A 16,623-nucleotide genomic window follows, 5' to 3' on the forward strand; every position below is an offset into this window, starting at 1 on the left:
GCATAGAACAAACTGCCGGGATTGAACAGGCGTCAGCCGTCAGGCGGCATCAGGCGGGACGAAGACCATTGCGGGCTTTCGTGACGATGTCGAACACTTTCGACGGATCTTCTATGCCAAGGAATTGCGGCACCGGGTCGAGAGCCGGCGACCAACTGGCAAAACTTCGATAGCGCGACTGAGGCCAGCCGCCCGGATTTCCGAACAACGATGTCGCCGCGCCGAAGCGCAAACTGCCACGCTTTTCGCCCTCGCCGGTTAGCTGGATGTCGGGAAGACGCTCCAGATCGATCGATGTGAAGTTGGCAAATGGAGCGGTGCGCATGATGAGAATGCGCTTGTCCGTGACCGCATAAGAGATCCGCCGTCTCAACCACGCATCGACTGCAAACCGGCCAAAGACGAAGAAGAGACCAATGCAGATGAACATTGCTCCCCATGCGTCGAAGAAAAGCGGCGCGCCTTGCTTTGTCGCGGTATAGGTCCAGAAGATTGCAAACCCGCACCAGACAAGGCTGAACGGAATGAGAAACATATCCTGGCTAGTGAAGAATAGGCCTTGCGTGGGAAGGCCGCTCCACAGGATGTGTTCGCGGGGCAATAGCCGCCCCTGAAAAGATCCGATCGCCACGCCTTTGCCCCGTTGCTTTGTGCCCGCATCCACATCGCACGGACGACGATCGCCGCGCAAATCAGCAACGCGTTATCCGCCGCGAGATCATGCGTTTTCGAAAGTATCGTAGCTGCTATCCAACATTAGCGAGCTCTATGCCGGCACTTTCGACTTCCACAGCGACCAGCCGAGATTCATGCCGGCCGCCGCCGTCAGGATCAAAACGGCACCGACGATCTGGCTGAGATGCAGCCGATGGCCGAAGGCTGTGACATCGACCAGGATGGCGACGACCGGATAGATGAAGGACAGCGATCCCTGCAGATGCGTCGGCAGCTTCTGGATGGCGCCGTACATCAATATGTACATCAGACCGGTGTGGACGACGCCGAGCGTCGCCAGCATGGCCCAGCTCCATGGGTCGGCCGGAAGATGCGAGAGATTGGCGAAGGGCGCCAGCATGACGACGCCGACGCAGACCTGGATGAGCGCTATCAGATGCGGCGGCGTGCCCTTGAGCTTCTTGGTGACGATGGCCGCGACGGCCCAGAAGAAGGCCGCGGCCAGCGTCATGAGGATGCCCGCAAAATAGTTGGTGCCGACATCGCCGGCGTCAGGCGCGGCCTCGACGATCAGCACCATGCCGGCGAAGGCTATTGCCAGCCATGTCAGCTTGGTCAGCGTCAGCCGCTCGGCGAAGAAGAGTGCGCCGAAACCGACCAGCATGAAGGGCTGGGTGTTGTAGACGGCGGTGGCGATCGAGATCGAGGCGCGTGAGAAAGCGCTGAACAGGAGCAGCCAGTTGATGACGATGGCGGCGCCGCCAAGCGCGGCGAGGCCGATGATGCGCAAAGACAGTTTGTTGCGCAACAATCCGAGCGAGGCGCAGATGACGAGCAGCGTCACCGCGCCGAATGCGCAGCGCCAGAACACCACATCCATGATCGGTTGCCCGGACATGACGACGAACCATCCGATCGTGCCCAGGATCGCCATTGCAGCAGACATTTCGATCGTGCCGCGCACTGTATCGTTCATGATAGACCTCTGAACCGTTGAGGCGGCATAATCTCATGCGGCGTGGGTGCTTTCCATCTCGCAGAAAAGGCTGTATGAGGAGATGGCCTAATTATTTTAGGAAACTGCTGCGAATTCGTGAGAAATATGAAATGCTTGACGATCTCGACCGAAATCTCCTCGAAATCCTGGTGAGGGACGCACGGACCTCGCTGAAGGACCTGGCCGCCCAGGTCGGGCTGTCGTCGCCGAGCGTCTCGGAGCGGCTCCGGCGGCTCGAGGAGCGCGGCGTCATCCGGGCGTTCACCGTCGAGATCGATCCGCTGGCGCTCGGCTATACGCTGCAGGCAATCGTGCGCATCAAGCCTTTGCCGGGCAAGCTGCACATCGTCCAGAAGCTGATCGAGGAGATTGCCGAATTCGCAGAATGCGACAAGGTGACGGGTGACGACTGTTTTGTCGCCCGGCTGTTCGTGCGCTCGATCGGCGACCTCGACGGCATTCTCGACCGCATTGCCGACAAGGCCGAGACCAGCACCGCCATCATCAAGGCGCAGCCGATCCGGCGGCGGCCGCCGCCGCTTGGAGCACCATCTTCATCATCGTCTTGACTCCGCATGGCCGCGGTGGAAATGCGCTGCAGGTCCCATAGATGATGGGCTGAGAGACGAGGAAGACATGGCGCAGAATATCTACGACCAGCCGGATTTCTTCGCCGGCTACAGCCAGCTAGGCCGGTCGGTCGAAGGTTTGGAAGGTGCTGCCGAATGGCCGGCGCTGCGCGCGATGCTGCCCGATGTCGGCGGCTTGCGAATTGTCGATCTCGGCTGCGGCTTCGGCTGGTTCTGCCGCTGGGCACATGAGCACGGGGCGAGCCAAGTCCTTGGCCTGGACCTGTCGGAGAAGATGCTGGCCCATGCGAGGGCCGTCCGCCCGGATATAGGCATCTCCTATGAGCGCGCCGACCTCGACGAGCTCAGCCTGCCGCATGGCGGCTTCGATCTCGCCTACAGCTCGCTTGCCCTGCACTATGTCGAGGACGTCGCGCGCCTGTTCAGGACGGTGCATCAAGCCCTGTCGCCCGGCGGGCATTTCGTCTTCTCGACGGAACATCCGATCTACATGGCCCCGACCAGACCCGGCTGGGCGGTCGATGCCGAAGGCCGCAAGACGTGGCCTGTCGACCGGTATCTGGTGGAAGGCCCGCGCAAGACCGACTGGCTGGCCAAGGGCGTGGTGAAACACCACCGCACCATCGGCACCACGCTCAACGCGCTGATCCTGTCCGGCTTCGCGATCGAGCATGTCGAGGAATTCTGTCCGACAGCCGAACAGATCGCGGCCAGGCCGGAACTGGTGGAAGAACTCGAGCGTCCAATGTTCCTGCTGGTCTCGGCCCGGCGCTAGGGCACGAGCCGGACATTGGCGGGTGTTCGGCAACCGGTCCGGATTTACAGTCGCCCGAAGCGCAATTCTGGGTTATTCAGGCGTTGACGCCTTCCCTCCAGACCAGTCCCTCCCATGTCAGGCCTGCTTCTCGATCCGTGGTTCTACGCGGCCGCCATCCCGGCGGTCATCTTGGTCGGCCTGTCCAAGGGCGGGTTTGGCGGCGCTGTCGGTTTCGTCGGCGTGCCGCTGATGGCGCTGACCATACCGCCGGTGCAGGCGGCAGCCATCCTGCTGCCGATCCTGTGCCTGATGGACATCGTCTCGGTGTGGACATGGTGGGGCGTGTATGACCGCAAGATGCTGGTCGACATGATGCCGGGCGCCGTCATCGGCATCGGCCTCGGCTGGCTGACCGCGGCACTGGTCACCGAGGAGGCGGTGCGGCTGATCGTCGGCGCCGTCGCCATCATCTTCGTGCTGCGCTGGCTTTATCTGCAGTTCCGCCACGGTTCCGACCATGCCGCCGAACCCAACCGCGCGGCTGCCGCGATTTGGGGCACGGTCGCCGGCTTCACCAGCTTCGTCGCCCATGTCGGCGGCCCGCCCTTCCAGGTCTATGCCTTGCCGATCCGGCTCGATCCCAAGGTGCTGTCGGGCACGGCCGCGATCTTCTTTGCCGCGACCAATGCATTGAAGCTCATCCCCTATTTCGCGCTCGGCCAGTTCGACACCGCCAATCTGACGGCGTCCGCGGTGCTGATGCCGCTGGCGCCGCTGTCGACCATCGCCGGCGCCTGGCTGGTGCGGCGCATGCGGCCCGAGATTTTCTATCCGTTCACCTACGCGACCGTGGCGGTCGTGGCGCTGAAGCTTTTGTGGGATGGGATCGCCGGCCTGCTGTGACAGGCGAGGCGACTTTGCTGCCGCACGATGCTCAGGCGGCGCTTTCCACCAGCCGGCGGCTTCCGCCGAACGCCAACGTGGCGCCCGCCACCAGGACCAGCGTCATGCCGGCGAGGATGCCGATGTCATGTGTGGTCGGCTTGAGCACCATGTGGGCGACGATCACCAGCATAACCGCATAGTCGAAGCGTGCCGCGCTCGTCATGCGCTGGCCAATGGCTAGCACGGAAGGCGTCACCCCCTCCTTGGCGATCATCGCGCCCATGCGCTCGCCGGTCGGCTTGAAGATGAACATGCCGATCGAGAAGGTCGTGGCGTAGCCGACCAGGCCGATGATGATCCACAGGTCGGAGAACCCGACCCAGAAGCTGCACATGATGAGGCCGAAGAGCAAGGTGAGCATCGACATCGGCGCGAAGAAACGCCCGCCCAACTGCCCGCTGGCGCGCATCGCCTGGAGCTTGTCCTCGATGTTGCCGGCGCGTTCGGCAAGCACGCCGAGCAGGAACAGCACGAAGCCGCCTCCAACCCACAAAGTGGCTGAGACGATGTGGAGAAATTTGACGATCGAATACCAGTCCATCAGTCGCTCCTGGGATATTTGTGTTGGGTTTGCGGTGGCGCGGATTTGCGCCGACCGTCAGAGAGCGGGCGTTTAGCGTGGCGGGTGTTTCGGAACGATGTCGCGAAAAACTGGCTCTGTTTCGGCGGTTTCACGGCGCGATTCTCGACAGCAAACCGATGCGCGGTTTCATTTTCTGCTATTGTCGAATGCGTCAGGGGGAGCGCGACATCGTCTGGAAACACTGCCGATGCTAGTGCGCCGACGCCGGGAGCCCGGTGGCGATCACAATCGCCTGACGATCAACCCATTCCCGAAAAACGGGAAAAGGCAATTCGAGGGGACAAGCATGCAAGGGGTAGCACGGAATTTCTTCACACTGGCGATCATCTATGCGTTGTGCGGCATGGCGCTCGGCATCCACATGGCGATCAGCGAAGACCATGGCCAGATGCCAACCCACGCCCACATCATGGTCGCGGGCTGGCTGATGTCGGCGGTCTTCGCCTTCTTCTATCACCTGTTTCCGGCCGTCGGGCAGAAGACGATCGCCGTCGTTCACTTCTGGCTGACCGCGATCAGCGGAATCGGGCTCATGATCGGCCTCTTCATTCTGCTTGCCGGCACGCCGGCAATCGAACCGCTGCTGGGAATCGCCTCGATCGGCTTCTATGCAGGCATGCTGCTGTTTGCCTTCATCGCGCTGCCGGTGGTCTGGAAAAAGGCCTGAACTGATCAGCCGAGGGCTCGAGACTGTGCTGTTACGGCACAGGAATCGGGCGTTCGGTCGAAAAACATCGGTGCCGTTAAAGGTTCATTAAGCTTTACAGGCGTTTACTATGCGCATCCAGTGATCTGGATTCTTACCGAGTGGTTGGAGCCACTTTGTTTGACGCCTCCCTGTTAAACTCCTGAGAGCCGCCTTATCCGCGGCTCTTTTTTTGTCCGCATTCCGGCGGCAACCTGCGCGATGGATGGCTGTTAACCTTCTGTTAAACATGTGCTTGCCTTCACCCCCGGCGAAGCGCATTTTCAAGCTTCAGTCATATAGGGTCCCGGGTGTATCGGCAGTGAGCCGAATCGGCCGGTTGCAAGTGCAGGGGCGTAGCAATGAACGAGCCTTCGAAGGGCAGTGCGAAAACCGTGAAGCTGGCGGAGCGTCGGGTTTTTTCGCACTCCTTCAAACCGCTCTATCAGGAAGGCATGGGGCTGGTCGAACAGGCGGCTGAGTATCTCGACGGAAAGGGCCGGGCCGAGGCCAAGAAACTGTCGCGGCTGGCGGCCACGCTCTACGCGGCCGAATCGATGCGGCTGACGACCAGGCTGATGCAGGTTGCCTCCTGGCTGCTTTTGCAGCGCGCCGCCAATTCCGGCGAGATGACCCGCGACCAGGTGGCGTCGGAAAAGTCCAAGGTGCGCCTCGACACCGCTTCCGCCCATGACGAAGCCGCCGGCTGGGCCGAACTGCCCGAGGATTTCCTCGACCTCGTCAACCGCTCGCTTCGCCTGCAGGCGCTGGTGCGTCGCATGGACGACGAGATCTACGGCGCCGGCGCCGTGGTCGATATGCAGCCGATGGGCCGCCGGCCCAATCCGGTTTCCGACCAGATCAGCCTGCTCAACACCGCTTTCGCCCGCAACTAGGCAATTTCAACAGATTCTGCCCGCCCGCCGGGGCTGTTGTTTCCGGTTTGTTCACATTTCGCTGGCATCGCTGTCCGCCGGAGGTAAAGTGACCGGATGGGGGACGCGATTCGCATCATCGGCATCGATCCGGGGCTCAGGCGCACCGGCTGGGGCATCGTCGAGAGCCTCGGCAATTCCTTGCGCTTCGTCGCGTCCGGCACCGTGCGCTCCGAGGACAAGGCGGCGCTGGCGACGCGGCTCTGCCAATTGCATGACGGGCTTGCCGAAGTCCTGCATCAAGCCATGCCGCATGAGGCAGCCGTCGAACAAACCTTCGTCAACAAGGATGCCGTGGCGACGCTGAAGCTCGGCCAGGCACGCGGCATCGCCATGCTGGTGCCGGCGCGGGCTGGCCTGGTCGTCGCCGAATATGCGCCCAATGCGGTGAAGAAGGCTGTCATCGGCGTCGGCCATGGCGACAAGAAGCAGATCCACATGATGGTGAAGGTGCTGCTGCCCAAAGCGATCTTCGACACCGAACATGCGGCCGACGCGCTGGCCATTGCGATTTGCCACGCTCATCACCGGCAGAGCGTGGCCTATCGGATGGCGGCATTGGCATCATGAGAGGCTGTTGGGAATGATCGGCAAGCTCAAGGGCACGCTCGACGAGATCGATGAAGACCATTGCCTGATCGATATCCACGGCGTCGGCTACGTCGCTTATTGCTCGGCGCGCACGTTGGCGGCGCTGCCTTCGCCCGGCGAGGCGGTGGTGCTGTTCATCGAGACCTATGTGCGCGAGGACATGCTGCGGCTCTACGGCTTCCAGTCGCAGCTCGAGCGCGAATGGTTTCGGTTGCTGATGAACAACGTGCCGGGTGTCGGCGCCAAGGTGGCGCTGGCCATTCTGTCGACGCTGGCGCCGGCCGACCTCGCCAATGCGATTGCGTTGCGCGACATCGCCATGGTTTCCCGCGCACCCGGCGTCGGCAAGAAGGTGGCCGAGCGCATCGTCACCGAGTTGAAGAACAAGGCGCCGGCCTATGCGGGCACTGCCTCCGGCACCATCGGGCTCAAGCAGGAACTCGGCGAAGGCGTGGCGCCTGCGCCGATCACCGACGCTGTCTCGGCTTTGGTCAATCTTGGCTATTCGCGCGACACTGCCGCCAACGCGATAGCGGCGGCACTGAAGACAGCGGGCGAGGATGCCGACGCACCGAAGCTGATCCGCTTCGGGCTGAAGGAACTGGCACGGTGACATGGTTGTTGGAAAGGGAAATTCCGACTATCATATAATTAGTAAGAAATTTCTAAGAAAGTAAGAAAATGGGTGCGTTTGCCAGTCTGACCTCGAAGGGCCAGCTTACAATTCCAAAGGATGTCCGGGACGCGCTGTCGCTGAAGACCGGTGACATGATCGCCTGGACGGTCGTGGATGGCTATCTTGTCGGAACGCCGCGCAATCTCGACTTTGCCGACCTCGCAGGGTTTTTGGGTGATCCGCTCGGTGGCCCAGCCTCACTGGAGGAAATCGACCTCGCGGTGCAGGATGCCGTCGGTAGGCATGTTGTCGGAGACAAGTCGCAAGGCGGAAGAGAGGGCGGCGGGTGACGTCCATCGGCATTGATACAAATGTTCTGCTTCGAATGGTGCTTAATGACGATGCGGAGCAACGAGCAAAAGCTCTCGCATTCGGCAGAGGCCTCAGTGAAGGCACTCCCGGCTTCGTCAGCTTGATCGTGCTGGTCGAATTCAGCTGGTCGTTGATTTCGCGCTACAGGCTGTCGAAAGAGCAGGTGCAGGCGGCAATCCAGAGACTGCTGAAGATCAGGACGCTGGTGTTCGAAGATTTCGATGCCATCGTGGTCGCGCTCGAAAGATCGAACTTACCACAGGTGGATTTTGCCGATGCGCTGATCGCCGAGCACAATCGAAATCTGGGTTGCTCGCATACAGTTACGTTCGATCAGCGCGCCGCCAAATCCATTGCCAGTATGGAACTGCTCGCGTGAGCCTGTCGCCCCGCCTGATCACTCCCGAAAAACGCGGCGAGGATGCCGAGCAGACCTTGCGGCCGCAGACGCTTGACGATTTTGTCGGCCAGGCTGCGGTGCGGGCCAATCTCAAAGTGTTCATCGAGGCTGCGAAGGGCCGCAACGAGGCGCTTGACCATGTGCTGTTCGTCGGGCCGCCGGGGCTGGGCAAGACGACGCTGGCGCAGATCATGGCGCGCGAACTCGGCGTAAATTTCCGCTCGACCTCAGGTCCGGTCATCGCCAAGGCCGGCGATCTCGCCGCCTTGCTCACCAATCTCGAAGAAGGCGACGTGCTGTTCATCGACGAGATCCACCGGCTGAGCCCGGCGGTAGAGGAAATCCTCTATCCGGCGATGGAGGATTTCCAGCTCGACCTGATCATCGGCGAAGGACCGGCGGCGCGCTCGGTCAAGATCGACCTTGCCCGTTTCACGCTTGTCGCCGCCACCACGCGGCTTGGCCTGCTCACCAACCCGCTGCGCGATCGGTTCGGCATTCCAGTGCGGCTCAACTTCTACACGGTCGAGGAACTGGAACAGATCGTGCGGCGCGGCGCGCGCATCCTGCAAATGCCGCTCGGCGACGACGGCGCTCTGGAGATCGCGCGGCGCGCGCGCGGCACGCCACGCATTGCCGGGCGGTTGTTGCGTCGCGTGCGCGATTTCGCCTCGGTCGCCGGCGACGGCCATGTCGACCGTAAGATCGCCGATGAGGCGCTGACCCGGCTCGAGGTCGACGCGCTCGGCCTGGACGCGCTCGACCGCCGCTATCTCTCGATGATCGCGCGCAATTTCGGCGGCGGTCCGGTCGGCATCGAGACGATCGCCGCCGGCCTGTCCGAGCCGCGCGACGCCATCGAGGACATCATCGAGCCCTATCTGATCCAGCAGGGTTTCATCCAGCGCACGCCGCGCGGCCGCATGCTGACGGCCAATGCCTGGCGCCATCTCGGCCTCGACGCGCCGAAGGACCTGGCGCAGCAGCAGATCAACCTGTTCCAGGAAGAATAGCCGCCAAGCGATCAGGCGGGGGTTCCCAGACCAGTGATCAAGCATCCGTGAACGTCTTGCGCAGAATCTGCTCGTCTTTGTCGATTTGCCGGCGCAATCGTGGATTTTATCGGCGCTGTCTCGCGGCATGCCGCCGCGATCCACGTGCCGGAGCCATAGAATGATAACCAGACGCGGGTTCCTGCGCTTCATCGGCGGGTCGCTCGTGACGGCCGCCGCGCTCGGCGCCTATGCGGTCGGCATCGAGCCGATGCTGCTGACGCATGTGAAGCGCTATGCACTGACGCCGCCGCATTGGCCTGATGGCTTGAAGCTGCGGGTCGTCGCGCTCGCCGACATCCATGCCTGCCGGCCGTGGATGACACCGGAACGGATCGCCTCACTTGTCCAGGATGCCAATGCCCTGCAGCCGGATGTGATCGTTCTGCTTGGCGACTATATCGCCGGCATGCGCCTGGTGACAGGCGGGGTGACGCCGTCGCAGTGGGCGTCCGCTCTGTCGGGCCTCAAGGCGCCGCTCGGCGTGCTGTCGATCCTTGGCAACCATGACTGGTGGCACGACGGCTTCGCGCAGCGGGCCGGAGCCGGCCCAACCATAGCGCGCAAGGCATTGGAGAAGGTCGGCATCCCGGTGCTGGAGAACGATGTCGTGCGCCTGGAAAAGGATGGGCACGGCGTGTGGATCGCCGGGCTGGCTGACCAGCAAGCCTTGTTGCCGACCGAGGAGCGCCCCGGATTGACAGGGCTGGACGATCTCGACGGCACACTGGCCAAGGTCAGCGACACTGCGCCTGTCATCCTGCTCGCCCATGAGCCTGACATTTTTGCCACCGTGCCGTGGCGGGTTTCGCTGACCCTGTCGGGCCACACCCATGGCGGGCAGGTGCGACTGTTCGGCTATTCGCCGGTCGTGCCGTCGCGTTTCGGCGATCGCTATGCCTATGGCCATGTCGTCGAGAACGATCGCAATCTTATCGTCTCGGGCGGCCTTGGCTTCAGCATCATGCCGGTTCGTTTTGGGATGCGACCCGAAATCCTGCAGATCGACCTCGGCTGATCTGAAGAATAGCTCTCAGTGAAGTGACCGGATCACGTTCATCACATCAGACTCGGCCTTGTCGCCATTGAAGGCGTCGACGATGCCGAAGGCGCCGCCATAGCTCCACACCGACCATGAGAAGCCGTGTGCCTCGGCGCGGGCGGCCATATCCTTGACATAGGCGGCGCGGTATTCGGCCGGCATCACATAGGCATTGCCGTATTCCTGGCGGATCATGCCGAACTCGCCAAGCGTGATGTTCTCCGGCTTGATCCCGTTGGCCTTCGCCCATGCGTCAACTTTCGTGAACGGCGCATCCATCAGGCCAAGCAGCTTGTCGGGGCTGTCCATGCTGGCGACCTGTTCATCGAGATAGGCAAGCAGGCCGCTCTGCCGTGTCCAGGGCGCCTCGGCCTTGATCCGGGCGCGGATCGTGTCGAGCGTCACGTCGAGCTCAGCCTTCGGCACTGCGGTCAGCGGATAGGGCAGGCCGGTCACATAGGGGATAAAGTCGCCGGCCCAGGTCGCGCCCTGGTGGGTCAGCAGGAACGGATCGTAGGAGTGAAAGGTCCAGATGACATTGTCGTCGGGGATCGCCTTGGGATCGATCTTTTCCAGCGACGAGGCGGCGGAATAGCAGGCGCCGGTCAGCACCAGCGTCAGTTTTGTCGCCGAGGAACGCGCCGCGGCGAACAATTTCTGCTGGCGGTCCGGCCACAGGCTGGTGCCGTCGCTGTCGCAATCGACGATCGGTTCGTTCATCAATTCGAACGCGACTTTTTTGGGGTCCTCACCGGCCAAAGTGCGGCCCATTTTGCGCACCATGTCGACGTAGCGCTCGAGGGTTTGCGGGTCGTCCATCACTTGCGACATGCCGATCTTGCGGCTGCCGCCGGCCGGGATCAGATGCATGTCGACGATCACCTTCAGGCCGGCGCGGTTGATGATGCGCGCCGAGTCCAGCACACTGGCGTAGAGATCGTCGCGCAGGGCCTCGGTCTGGTCGGACAGGAAGGGCGAGGGGTCGACAGGCATGCGCAGGAAATCGAACCCCGCTTCCTTGAGTGCCTTGAGATCGTCCTCCTTGAGGAACTTTCGCCATTCCGGATAGGGCAGCATGGTCTTGGCGTCGCCCCACTGATCCTGGCCCGGCCAGGTGACCCATTGGTCGAGATTGAGGCCGCGCTTCATCGTAAAAGTCGCCGCCTGGCCGGGCAGCGCCAGGGCCACCAGCACCAGCAGCGCCGCCATCAAACTCTTGATCATCGCCGTCAACAGTGCCATCCGATGTCATGTCACGCGCGGAACTGGTGCCTCGTCGAGACCGAAAAAGGAAGCGCAATGGACGATCATGGTGAATCGGCGACGCTGCTCGCCGGGCTTTCCGGCGCGCTGACGACGTTCGGCCACCGGCTGATGGCGCGGGTCTATTATGCCGACACCGATTTCTCGGGCGTCGTCTACCACGCGCGCTATCTCGAATTCCTCGAACGCGGCCGCTCCGACTATCTCAGGCTCACCGGCGTGCATCACACGGAACTTGCCGACGGCAAGCATGGCGAGAAGATCGTGTGGGTGGTGCGCCGCATGGAGATCGACTTCCGCATCCCTGCCCGCATCGACGACATTCTGACCGTCGACACCCGCACCGACAGCATTTCCGGCGCGCGCATCTTCATGGCGCAGCAGCTCAAACGCGGCGACGAGGTGCTGGTCGAGGCCAAGGTCGAGGCGGCAATCATCGGCGAGAATGGCCGGCCGAGACGCTTTCCCAAGGAATGGGTGGCAGCCTTTATGCCTAAGTCTCGTGCTTCAGCTGATTGAAATAGTATGACAGTGTCATACATTGTGCTACTGGGGAGGACAAGGAAACAATCGCCATGAGAACCAGCAAGCCCATAAGCGTGACGCTCGGACGCCAGCAGAGCAGCGTCGACGCCCGCCTGGCGTCGGGAGCGTACGAATCCGCGAGCGAAGTCATGCGTGCCGCGCTTCGCGCCCTTGACCGCGAGGAGCAGGTCATCACCGCCATCATGCGGGCCAAGGTGCAGGAAGCTCTCGACGATCCGCGCCCGGACATCCCGGCCGAAGACGTGTTCAAGGCATTGCGCGAGCACCATGCGGACCGCACGAAGGCCGCCAAGCGTGACGCATAAGGTCGTCTTCAGACCCTCGGCGCGGTCCGACCTCTTTGCTATTTACAACTTCATCGAAAAGGAAAGCGGTGCAGCGCGTGCCGGTGGCTATATCGACCGCATTGAGGCGGCGTGCATGGCGCTGTCCACGTTTCCGGAACGTGGCATCGTTCGCGACGCCATCGGATCCGGAATCCGGGTCGTCGGCTTTGAACGGCGCGCGTCGATCCTGTTCCGGGTCGACGCAGAGCAGGTGCTCATCCTGCGTGTCCTCTATGGCGGGCAGGACTACCCCCAACACGTGGACGAGACGGACTCCTAGCCTGTGGAAGCGCGTCAGTCCCGCCACTGGGCGCGGCAATGCGCCGCGCCATATTCACTAACCCATCCTTAACCATAACGGTTCATGAAGAGATTGGTGAAGATTGGCGCTATCCAACGCCTTCCTTTCACCAATATTTGCCCTGAAAAGGCCGCTAACGGCACGGTTTGGGGTGTCCGGTAGCTTCGTGCGAACCGACCACAAGGGATGCCAGGGGCCAGCCGCCAGCTTCGCCCGGAAATCTTAAGGACGTAACGATGGAAAATATCGCACTCGCCGACCCGGGCGCGCAATTGTCGATTTGGGCGCTGTTCATGCAGGCCAGCTGGGTGGTCAAGCTGGTCATGATCGGCCTGCTCTGCGCCTCGGTCTGGACCTGGGCGATCATCATCGACAAGCTGGTCGCCTATGGCCGCATGCGGCTGGCGCTGAACCGCTTCGAGCAGGTCTTCTGGTCAGGGCAGTCGCTGGAGGAACTCTACCGCACGCTCGCCGACCGCAAGACGTCAGGCATGGGCGCCATTTTCGTCGCCGCCATGCGCGAGTGGAAGAAGAGCTTCGAGAAGGGCGCCAAGACGCCGCTCGGGCTGCAGACCCGCATCGACAAGGCGATGGACCTGGCGTTGACCCGCGAGATGGAGAAGCTGGAGGGGCGCCTCGGCTTCCTCGCCACCACCGGCTCGGCCGCCCCCTTCATCGGCCTGTTTGGCACGGTCATCGGCATCATGACCTCGTTCCAGGCCATTGCCGGCTCCAAGAACACCAGCCTTGCTGTGGTTGCGCCCGGCATCGCCGAAGCGCTGCTGGCGACGGCCATCGGCCTGCTCGCCGCCATCCCGGCCGTCATCGCCTATAACAAGCTGTCATCGGATGCGAGCAAGATCGCTGTGCGCATGGAAGGGTTCTCCGACGAGTTCTCCGCCATACTCTCGCGCCAAATCGATGAAAAAGTCGCGCCTAAGGCCTGAGGAGTAACGAGATGGGTATGTCCGTAGGCATGGGAGGACGCGGCGGGCGCGGCCACCGGCGGCGCGGCCGTCACCATGCATTGATGTCGGAAATCAACGTCACGCCGATGGTCGACGTGATGCTCGTGCTGTTGATCATCTTCATGGTCGCGGCGCCGATGCTGACGGTCGGCGTGCCGATCGATCTGCCGGAGACGAAGGCCAAGGCGATGAATGCCGATACGCAGCCGATCCAAATCTCGATCGACGCCGCTGGCAAGATTCACCTGCAGGAGACCGAAATCCCAGAGGAGGAGTTGGTCGCCAAGTTGCAGGCGATTTCCAAGACCGGCTATGACGAGCGCATCTACATCCGCGGCGACAAAGCGACCAATTATGGCACTGCGCTGAAGGTGATGGGCCTGATCCAGGCTGCCGGCTACAAGAATATCGGCCTGATCTCGCTGCAGGAACAGGATCAATAGAGGCCAAATGCGCACCGGTCTTACCTCATCGGTGATCTTGCATACGGTGGCGTTGGCCTTCGGGTTGTTCACGCTGTCGTCGCCGCCTGCCATGCAGGCCGCCGATGTGGAATCGGTGTCGGTCGATATCGTACCGATGGAAGCCATTGCGCAGACGCTGCAGGGCGACAAGAAGGCGGTGATGCATGAGAAGCCGGCGCCGCTGCCGACGCAGCGTCCCGATATCGTGCCGGTTGCGCAGAAGGTCGGCGAAAACAGCGTCGACACCGACAAGCCGATAACGCCTGAAGCCAAGCCGAAGCCGGTCGACACCACATCGGCTCCGCCGCCCGCCCCGACCCCCAAAGAGACACCGAAGCCCGAGGACGTGCCGAAGCCGCAGGAAAAGCCCAAGCCCATTCCGGCGACGGAAGTGGCGCCGGCGCCGACGCCCAAGGAAGAGGTCAAGCCCGAGCCGGTCAAGCAGACCGAGCCCAAGCCGACGCCGGCCAAGCCGGCGCCGACCCCGCCACCGCAGGACAAGACCGCCGCCATTGATCCGACGCCCGAGGTCAAGCCGGATGCCGTCGCCGAGGCGATAGCGAAGGATCCGCCGACCGAAGAGACCCAGTTGCCGAGTTCGGCGCCAGCACCTGAAGCGCGGCCGAAGCCGCAGCCGGCACCGGCCGAAAGCGCCAAGGCGCCGGAACGCAAGGATGCCGACAAGCCGGTCAAGGACGCTTCGTCGAAGCCGAAGTCCGACGACAAGCAGTTCAATGCCAACGAGATTTCCGCTCTCCTCGACAAGCAGAAGCCATCCGGCGGCGGCGCCAAGCGCTCGACGCAGCAGGCCTCGCTTGGTGGCGACAAGGACCAGGGCCAGAAGCTTTCGAAGTCGGAGCAGGGCGCGCTGGAGAGCCAGTTGGGCGGTTGCTGGACCTTGCCGGTCGGGCTGGAAGGTTCAGAGAATTTCGTCGTCGTCGTGCGCTTCAACCTGGACAACTCCGGCAAGCTCGATGGTCGCCCGTCCGTCGAAAAGTCGAGCGGCAACAGGCAGTTCGATGAAAGCGCGGTGCGCGCGGTTCAGAAATGCGATGTGGCCGGCCTGCAGGTTCCTGCCGGCAAGCAGGACATCTGGAACGACATCCGGGTCACCTTCGATCCAAGGGAGATGCTGGGCCTCTAGGTCCTGACATCCGAAAATCAGTATGAGAAGCGAGAAGACATGAAATCAATCCTCAAGCCGCTCCTGATGATCGCAGCCATGGCGATGGGCATGACCGCTGCCGGCACGCTGCCGGCGCTGGCGCTCGTCGAGCTCAACGTCAACAAGGGCAATGTCGAGCCACTGCCGATCGCCATCACGGATTTCCAGGGCGGCGATGCGCTTGGCGCCCAGATTTCCCAGATCGTCACCGCTGATCTGAAGCGCTCCGGGCTGTTCGCGCCGATCGACAAGAGCGCCTTCATCGAAAAGATAACGAACCCGGACGCCGCCCCTCGCTTCGATGACTGGAAGGTGATCAATGCCCAGGCGCTGGTCACCGGCAGCGTCAGCAAGGAGGCCGATGGGCGCATCCGCGCGCAGTACCGGCTTTGGGATACTTTCGCCGGACAGCAGATGGCGGGCGAGCAGTTCTTCGCCAACGACGCCAATCAGCGCCGCGTTGCCCACATCATCGCCGACGCGATCTATGAGCGGTTGACCGGCGAGAAGGGCTATTTCGACACGCGTGTCGTGTTCATCGACGAGTCCGGCGCCAAGAACGCGCGTAAGAAGCGGCTCGCCATCATGGACCAGGACGGCGCCAACGTCCGCTATCTCTCGGACGGCAAGTCGATCGTGCTGACGCCGCGTTTCTCGCCGAACCGGCAGGAAATCACCTACATGTCCTATGAAAGCGGCCAGCCGCGCGTCTATCTCTTGCAGATCGAGACCGGGCAGCGCGAACTGGTCGGCAATTTCCCCGGCATGACGTTTGCGCCGCGCTTCTCGCCCGACGGCCAGAAGGTCATCATGAGCCTGCTGCGCGACGACGGCAATTCCAACATCTTTGCCATGGACCTGCGCAGCCGCTCGACGACGCGGCTGACCAACTCGACCGCCATCGACACCTCGCCCTCCTATTCGCCCGACGGCAGCAAGGTGGTGTTCACCTCCGACCGCGGCGGCCGTGCGCAGATCTATGTCATGGGCGCCGACGGCTCGGGCCAGACCCGCATCTCCTTCGGCGACGGCGTCTATTCGACGCCGGTGTGGTCGCCGCGCGGCGATCTCATTGCCTTCACCAAGCAGACCGGCGGCGAATTCCAGATCGGCGTCATGAAGACCGACGGCTCGGGCGAGCGGATCCTGTCGTCCGGCTTCCAGCAGGAAGGTCCGACCTGGGCGCCGAACGGCCGTGTGCTGATGTTCTTCCGCGATTCGGCTGGCGGACCCAAGCTTGTGTCGGTCGACCTTACTGGCCGCAACGAGCAGCCGATCCCGACCGCGAACTTCGCCTCGGACCCGGCTTGGTCGCCGTTGTTGGAATGAGAGGGAATTGGGGAACTGGGG

The 16,623-nt window shown here is 62.5% G+C and carries 22 protein-coding genes; 18 read left to right on the forward strand and 4 right to left on the reverse strand.

The features are described from left to right. Positions 1–49: 49 nt before the first annotated feature. On the reverse strand, positions 50–631 hold the full coding sequence (locus AC0V7N_RS08015) for a PH domain-containing protein (protein ID WP_475456279.1): 582 nt from the start codon (positions 629–631) through the stop codon (positions 50–52). A 135-nt stretch (positions 632–766) separates the two neighbouring features. Beyond that, complete coding sequence (locus AC0V7N_RS08020; RefSeq protein WP_475456281.1) at positions 767–1,651, reverse strand: DMT family transporter; 885 nt, start codon at positions 1,649–1,651, stop codon at positions 767–769. Between the two features lie 131 nt (positions 1,652–1,782). On the opposite strand from AC0V7N_RS08020, the gene AC0V7N_RS08025 reads away from it, so the two are divergent. The 3 genes from AC0V7N_RS08025 to AC0V7N_RS08035 all read left to right on the forward strand — a co-directional run bounded on the left by AC0V7N_RS08025 (position 1,783) and on the right by AC0V7N_RS08035 (position 3,922). After that, complete coding sequence (locus AC0V7N_RS08025; protein WP_475456283.1) at positions 1,783–2,241, forward strand: Lrp/AsnC family transcriptional regulator; 459 nt, start codon at positions 1,783–1,785, stop codon at positions 2,239–2,241. 67 nt (positions 2,242–2,308) lie between these two features. Beyond that, positions 2,309–3,037 carry a class I SAM-dependent methyltransferase gene (locus AC0V7N_RS08030; protein WP_475456285.1) on the forward strand — a complete coding sequence of 243 codons (729 nt, stop codon included), beginning with the start codon at positions 2,309–2,311 and terminating at the stop codon, positions 3,035–3,037. A 114-nt stretch (positions 3,038–3,151) separates the two neighbouring features. Continuing rightward, a complete protein-coding gene (locus AC0V7N_RS08035; RefSeq protein ID WP_496627782.1) occupies positions 3,152–3,922 on the forward strand; it encodes a TSUP family transporter in 771 nt (256 codons plus the stop codon). A gap of 31 nt (positions 3,923–3,953) precedes the next feature. On the opposite strand, the gene AC0V7N_RS08040 is transcribed toward AC0V7N_RS08035, so the two are convergent. After that, positions 3,954–4,505, reverse strand: coding sequence for a DUF2269 family protein (locus AC0V7N_RS08040; protein WP_475456287.1), 552 nt, complete (start codon positions 4,503–4,505; stop codon positions 3,954–3,956). A 328-nt stretch (positions 4,506–4,833) separates the two neighbouring features. Here AC0V7N_RS08040 and AC0V7N_RS08045 point away from each other — a divergent pair, with 328 nt between their 5' ends. From AC0V7N_RS08045 to AC0V7N_RS08080, 8 genes are all read left to right on the forward strand, one after another. Further along, complete coding sequence (locus tag AC0V7N_RS08045) at positions 4,834–5,214, forward strand: hypothetical protein (protein WP_475456289.1); 381 nt, start codon at positions 4,834–4,836, stop codon at positions 5,212–5,214. 380 nt (positions 5,215–5,594) lie between these two features. Continuing rightward, positions 5,595–6,128 carry a protease adaptor protein RcdA gene (gene rcdA, locus AC0V7N_RS08050; RefSeq protein WP_096451211.1) on the forward strand — a complete coding sequence of 178 codons (534 nt, stop codon included), beginning with the start codon at positions 5,595–5,597 and terminating at the stop codon, positions 6,126–6,128. Between the two features lie 96 nt (positions 6,129–6,224). Further along, positions 6,225–6,737, forward strand: a complete 513-nt coding sequence (ruvC, locus tag AC0V7N_RS08055; RefSeq protein ID WP_475456291.1) for a crossover junction endodeoxyribonuclease RuvC — start codon at positions 6,225–6,227, stop codon at positions 6,735–6,737. A 13-nt stretch (positions 6,738–6,750) separates the two neighbouring features. After that, on the forward strand, positions 6,751–7,371 hold the full coding sequence (ruvA, locus tag AC0V7N_RS08060; protein WP_475456293.1) for a Holliday junction branch migration protein RuvA: 621 nt from the start codon (positions 6,751–6,753) through the stop codon (positions 7,369–7,371). 68 nt (positions 7,372–7,439) lie between these two features. Continuing rightward, positions 7,440–7,724: an AbrB/MazE/SpoVT family DNA-binding domain-containing protein gene (locus tag AC0V7N_RS08065; protein WP_475456295.1), complete on the forward strand. Its 285-nt coding sequence runs from the start codon at positions 7,440–7,442 to the stop codon at positions 7,722–7,724. Then, the gene (locus tag AC0V7N_RS08070; RefSeq protein WP_475456297.1) at positions 7,721–8,125 is read left to right on the forward strand and encodes a type II toxin-antitoxin system VapC family toxin; all 405 of its coding nucleotides are present in this window, start codon (positions 7,721–7,723) and stop codon (positions 8,123–8,125) included. The genes AC0V7N_RS08065 and AC0V7N_RS08070 overlap by 4 nt, the downstream gene beginning before the upstream one ends. Then, positions 8,122–9,159 (forward strand): Holliday junction branch migration DNA helicase RuvB, encoded by a 1,038-nt coding sequence (ruvB, locus tag AC0V7N_RS08075; RefSeq protein ID WP_127261675.1) that lies wholly within the window; start codon positions 8,122–8,124, stop codon positions 9,157–9,159. Before AC0V7N_RS08070 ends, ruvB begins: the two co-directional genes overlap by 4 nt. Before the next feature lie 160 nt (positions 9,160–9,319). Continuing rightward, positions 9,320–10,216: a metallophosphoesterase gene (locus AC0V7N_RS08080; RefSeq protein WP_475456299.1), complete on the forward strand. Its 897-nt coding sequence runs from the start codon at positions 9,320–9,322 to the stop codon at positions 10,214–10,216. A 15-nt stretch (positions 10,217–10,231) separates the two neighbouring features. On the opposite strand, the gene AC0V7N_RS08085 is transcribed toward AC0V7N_RS08080, so the two are convergent. Then, a complete protein-coding gene (locus tag AC0V7N_RS08085; RefSeq protein WP_475456301.1) occupies positions 10,232–11,482 on the reverse strand; it encodes a glycoside hydrolase family 5 protein in 1,251 nt (416 codons plus the stop codon). 57 nt (positions 11,483–11,539) lie between these two features. On the opposite strand from AC0V7N_RS08085, the gene ybgC reads away from it, so the two are divergent. The 7 genes from ybgC (at position 11,540) to tolB (ending at position 16,602) form a co-directional block, all read left to right on the forward strand. Further along, the gene (gene ybgC, locus AC0V7N_RS08090; protein WP_475456303.1) at positions 11,540–12,022 is read left to right on the forward strand and encodes a tol-pal system-associated acyl-CoA thioesterase; all 483 of its coding nucleotides are present in this window, start codon (positions 11,540–11,542) and stop codon (positions 12,020–12,022) included. A 56-nt stretch (positions 12,023–12,078) separates the two neighbouring features. Further along, on the forward strand, positions 12,079–12,354 hold the full coding sequence (locus AC0V7N_RS08095; protein WP_475456305.1) for a type II toxin-antitoxin system ParD family antitoxin: 276 nt from the start codon (positions 12,079–12,081) through the stop codon (positions 12,352–12,354). Then, complete coding sequence (locus AC0V7N_RS08100) at positions 12,344–12,655, forward strand: type II toxin-antitoxin system RelE/ParE family toxin (protein WP_475456307.1); 312 nt, start codon at positions 12,344–12,346, stop codon at positions 12,653–12,655. Before AC0V7N_RS08095 ends, AC0V7N_RS08100 begins: the two co-directional genes overlap by 11 nt. A 257-nt stretch (positions 12,656–12,912) precedes the next feature. Beyond that, positions 12,913–13,623: a protein TolQ gene (gene tolQ / locus AC0V7N_RS08105; RefSeq protein WP_475456308.1), complete on the forward strand. Its 711-nt coding sequence runs from the start codon at positions 12,913–12,915 to the stop codon at positions 13,621–13,623. A gap of 11 nt (positions 13,624–13,634) precedes the next feature. Next, positions 13,635–14,087, forward strand: a complete 453-nt coding sequence (tolR, locus tag AC0V7N_RS08110) for a protein TolR (RefSeq protein WP_475456310.1) — start codon at positions 13,635–13,637, stop codon at positions 14,085–14,087. Positions 14,088–14,094: 7 nt separating this feature from the next. Beyond that, a complete protein-coding gene (tolA, locus tag AC0V7N_RS08115) occupies positions 14,095–15,252 on the forward strand; it encodes a cell envelope integrity protein TolA (protein WP_475456312.1) in 1,158 nt (385 codons plus the stop codon). A gap of 39 nt (positions 15,253–15,291) precedes the next feature. Continuing rightward, positions 15,292–16,602: a Tol-Pal system beta propeller repeat protein TolB gene (tolB, locus tag AC0V7N_RS08120; RefSeq protein WP_475456314.1), complete on the forward strand. Its 1,311-nt coding sequence runs from the start codon at positions 15,292–15,294 to the stop codon at positions 16,600–16,602. Positions 16,603–16,623: the final 21 nt, after the last annotated feature.

This window comes from Mesorhizobium kamtschaticum (assembly GCF_056174585.1).

What these genes read in the sequence shown, in the direction of transcription:
- rcdA (WP_096451211.1), top strand. Translation starts at nt 5,595, where the DNA reads ATGAACGAGCCTTCGAAGGGCAGTGCGAAAACCGTGAAGCTGGCGGAG.
- ruvC (WP_475456291.1), top strand. Translation starts at nt 6,225, where the DNA reads ATGGGGGACGCGATTCGCATCATCGGCATCGATCCGGGGCTCAGGCGC.
- tolR (WP_475456310.1), top strand. Translation starts at nt 13,635, where the DNA reads ATGGGTATGTCCGTAGGCATGGGAGGACGCGGCGGGCGCGGCCACCGG.
- AC0V7N_RS08065 (WP_475456295.1), top strand. Translation starts at nt 7,440, where the DNA reads ATGGGTGCGTTTGCCAGTCTGACCTCGAAGGGCCAGCTTACAATTCCA.
- AC0V7N_RS08095 (WP_475456305.1), top strand. Translation starts at nt 12,079, where the DNA reads ATGAGAACCAGCAAGCCCATAAGCGTGACGCTCGGACGCCAGCAGAGC.
- ruvA (WP_475456293.1), top strand. Translation starts at nt 6,751, where the DNA reads ATGATCGGCAAGCTCAAGGGCACGCTCGACGAGATCGATGAAGACCAT.
- AC0V7N_RS08035 (WP_496627782.1), top strand. Translation starts at nt 3,152, where the DNA reads ATGTCAGGCCTGCTTCTCGATCCGTGGTTCTACGCGGCCGCCATCCCG.
- AC0V7N_RS08025 (WP_475456283.1), top strand. Translation starts at nt 1,783, where the DNA reads ATGCTTGACGATCTCGACCGAAATCTCCTCGAAATCCTGGTGAGGGAC.
- AC0V7N_RS08080 (WP_475456299.1), top strand. Translation starts at nt 9,320, where the DNA reads ATGATAACCAGACGCGGGTTCCTGCGCTTCATCGGCGGGTCGCTCGTG.
- AC0V7N_RS08085 (WP_475456301.1), bottom strand. Translation starts at nt 11,482, where the DNA reads ATGGCACTGTTGACGGCGATGATCAAGAGTTTGATGGCGGCGCTGCTG.
- ybgC (WP_475456303.1), top strand. Translation starts at nt 11,540, where the DNA reads ATGGACGATCATGGTGAATCGGCGACGCTGCTCGCCGGGCTTTCCGGC.
- AC0V7N_RS08040 (WP_475456287.1), bottom strand. Translation starts at nt 4,505, where the DNA reads ATGGACTGGTATTCGATCGTCAAATTTCTCCACATCGTCTCAGCCACT.
- tolA (WP_475456312.1), top strand. Translation starts at nt 14,095, where the DNA reads ATGCGCACCGGTCTTACCTCATCGGTGATCTTGCATACGGTGGCGTTG.
- AC0V7N_RS08030 (WP_475456285.1), top strand. Translation starts at nt 2,309, where the DNA reads ATGGCGCAGAATATCTACGACCAGCCGGATTTCTTCGCCGGCTACAGC.
- AC0V7N_RS08045 (WP_475456289.1), top strand. Translation starts at nt 4,834, where the DNA reads ATGCAAGGGGTAGCACGGAATTTCTTCACACTGGCGATCATCTATGCG.
- AC0V7N_RS08020 (WP_475456281.1), bottom strand. Translation starts at nt 1,651, where the DNA reads ATGAACGATACAGTGCGCGGCACGATCGAAATGTCTGCTGCAATGGCG.
- tolB (WP_475456314.1), top strand. Translation starts at nt 15,292, where the DNA reads ATGAAATCAATCCTCAAGCCGCTCCTGATGATCGCAGCCATGGCGATG.
- tolQ (WP_475456308.1), top strand. Translation starts at nt 12,913, where the DNA reads ATGGAAAATATCGCACTCGCCGACCCGGGCGCGCAATTGTCGATTTGG.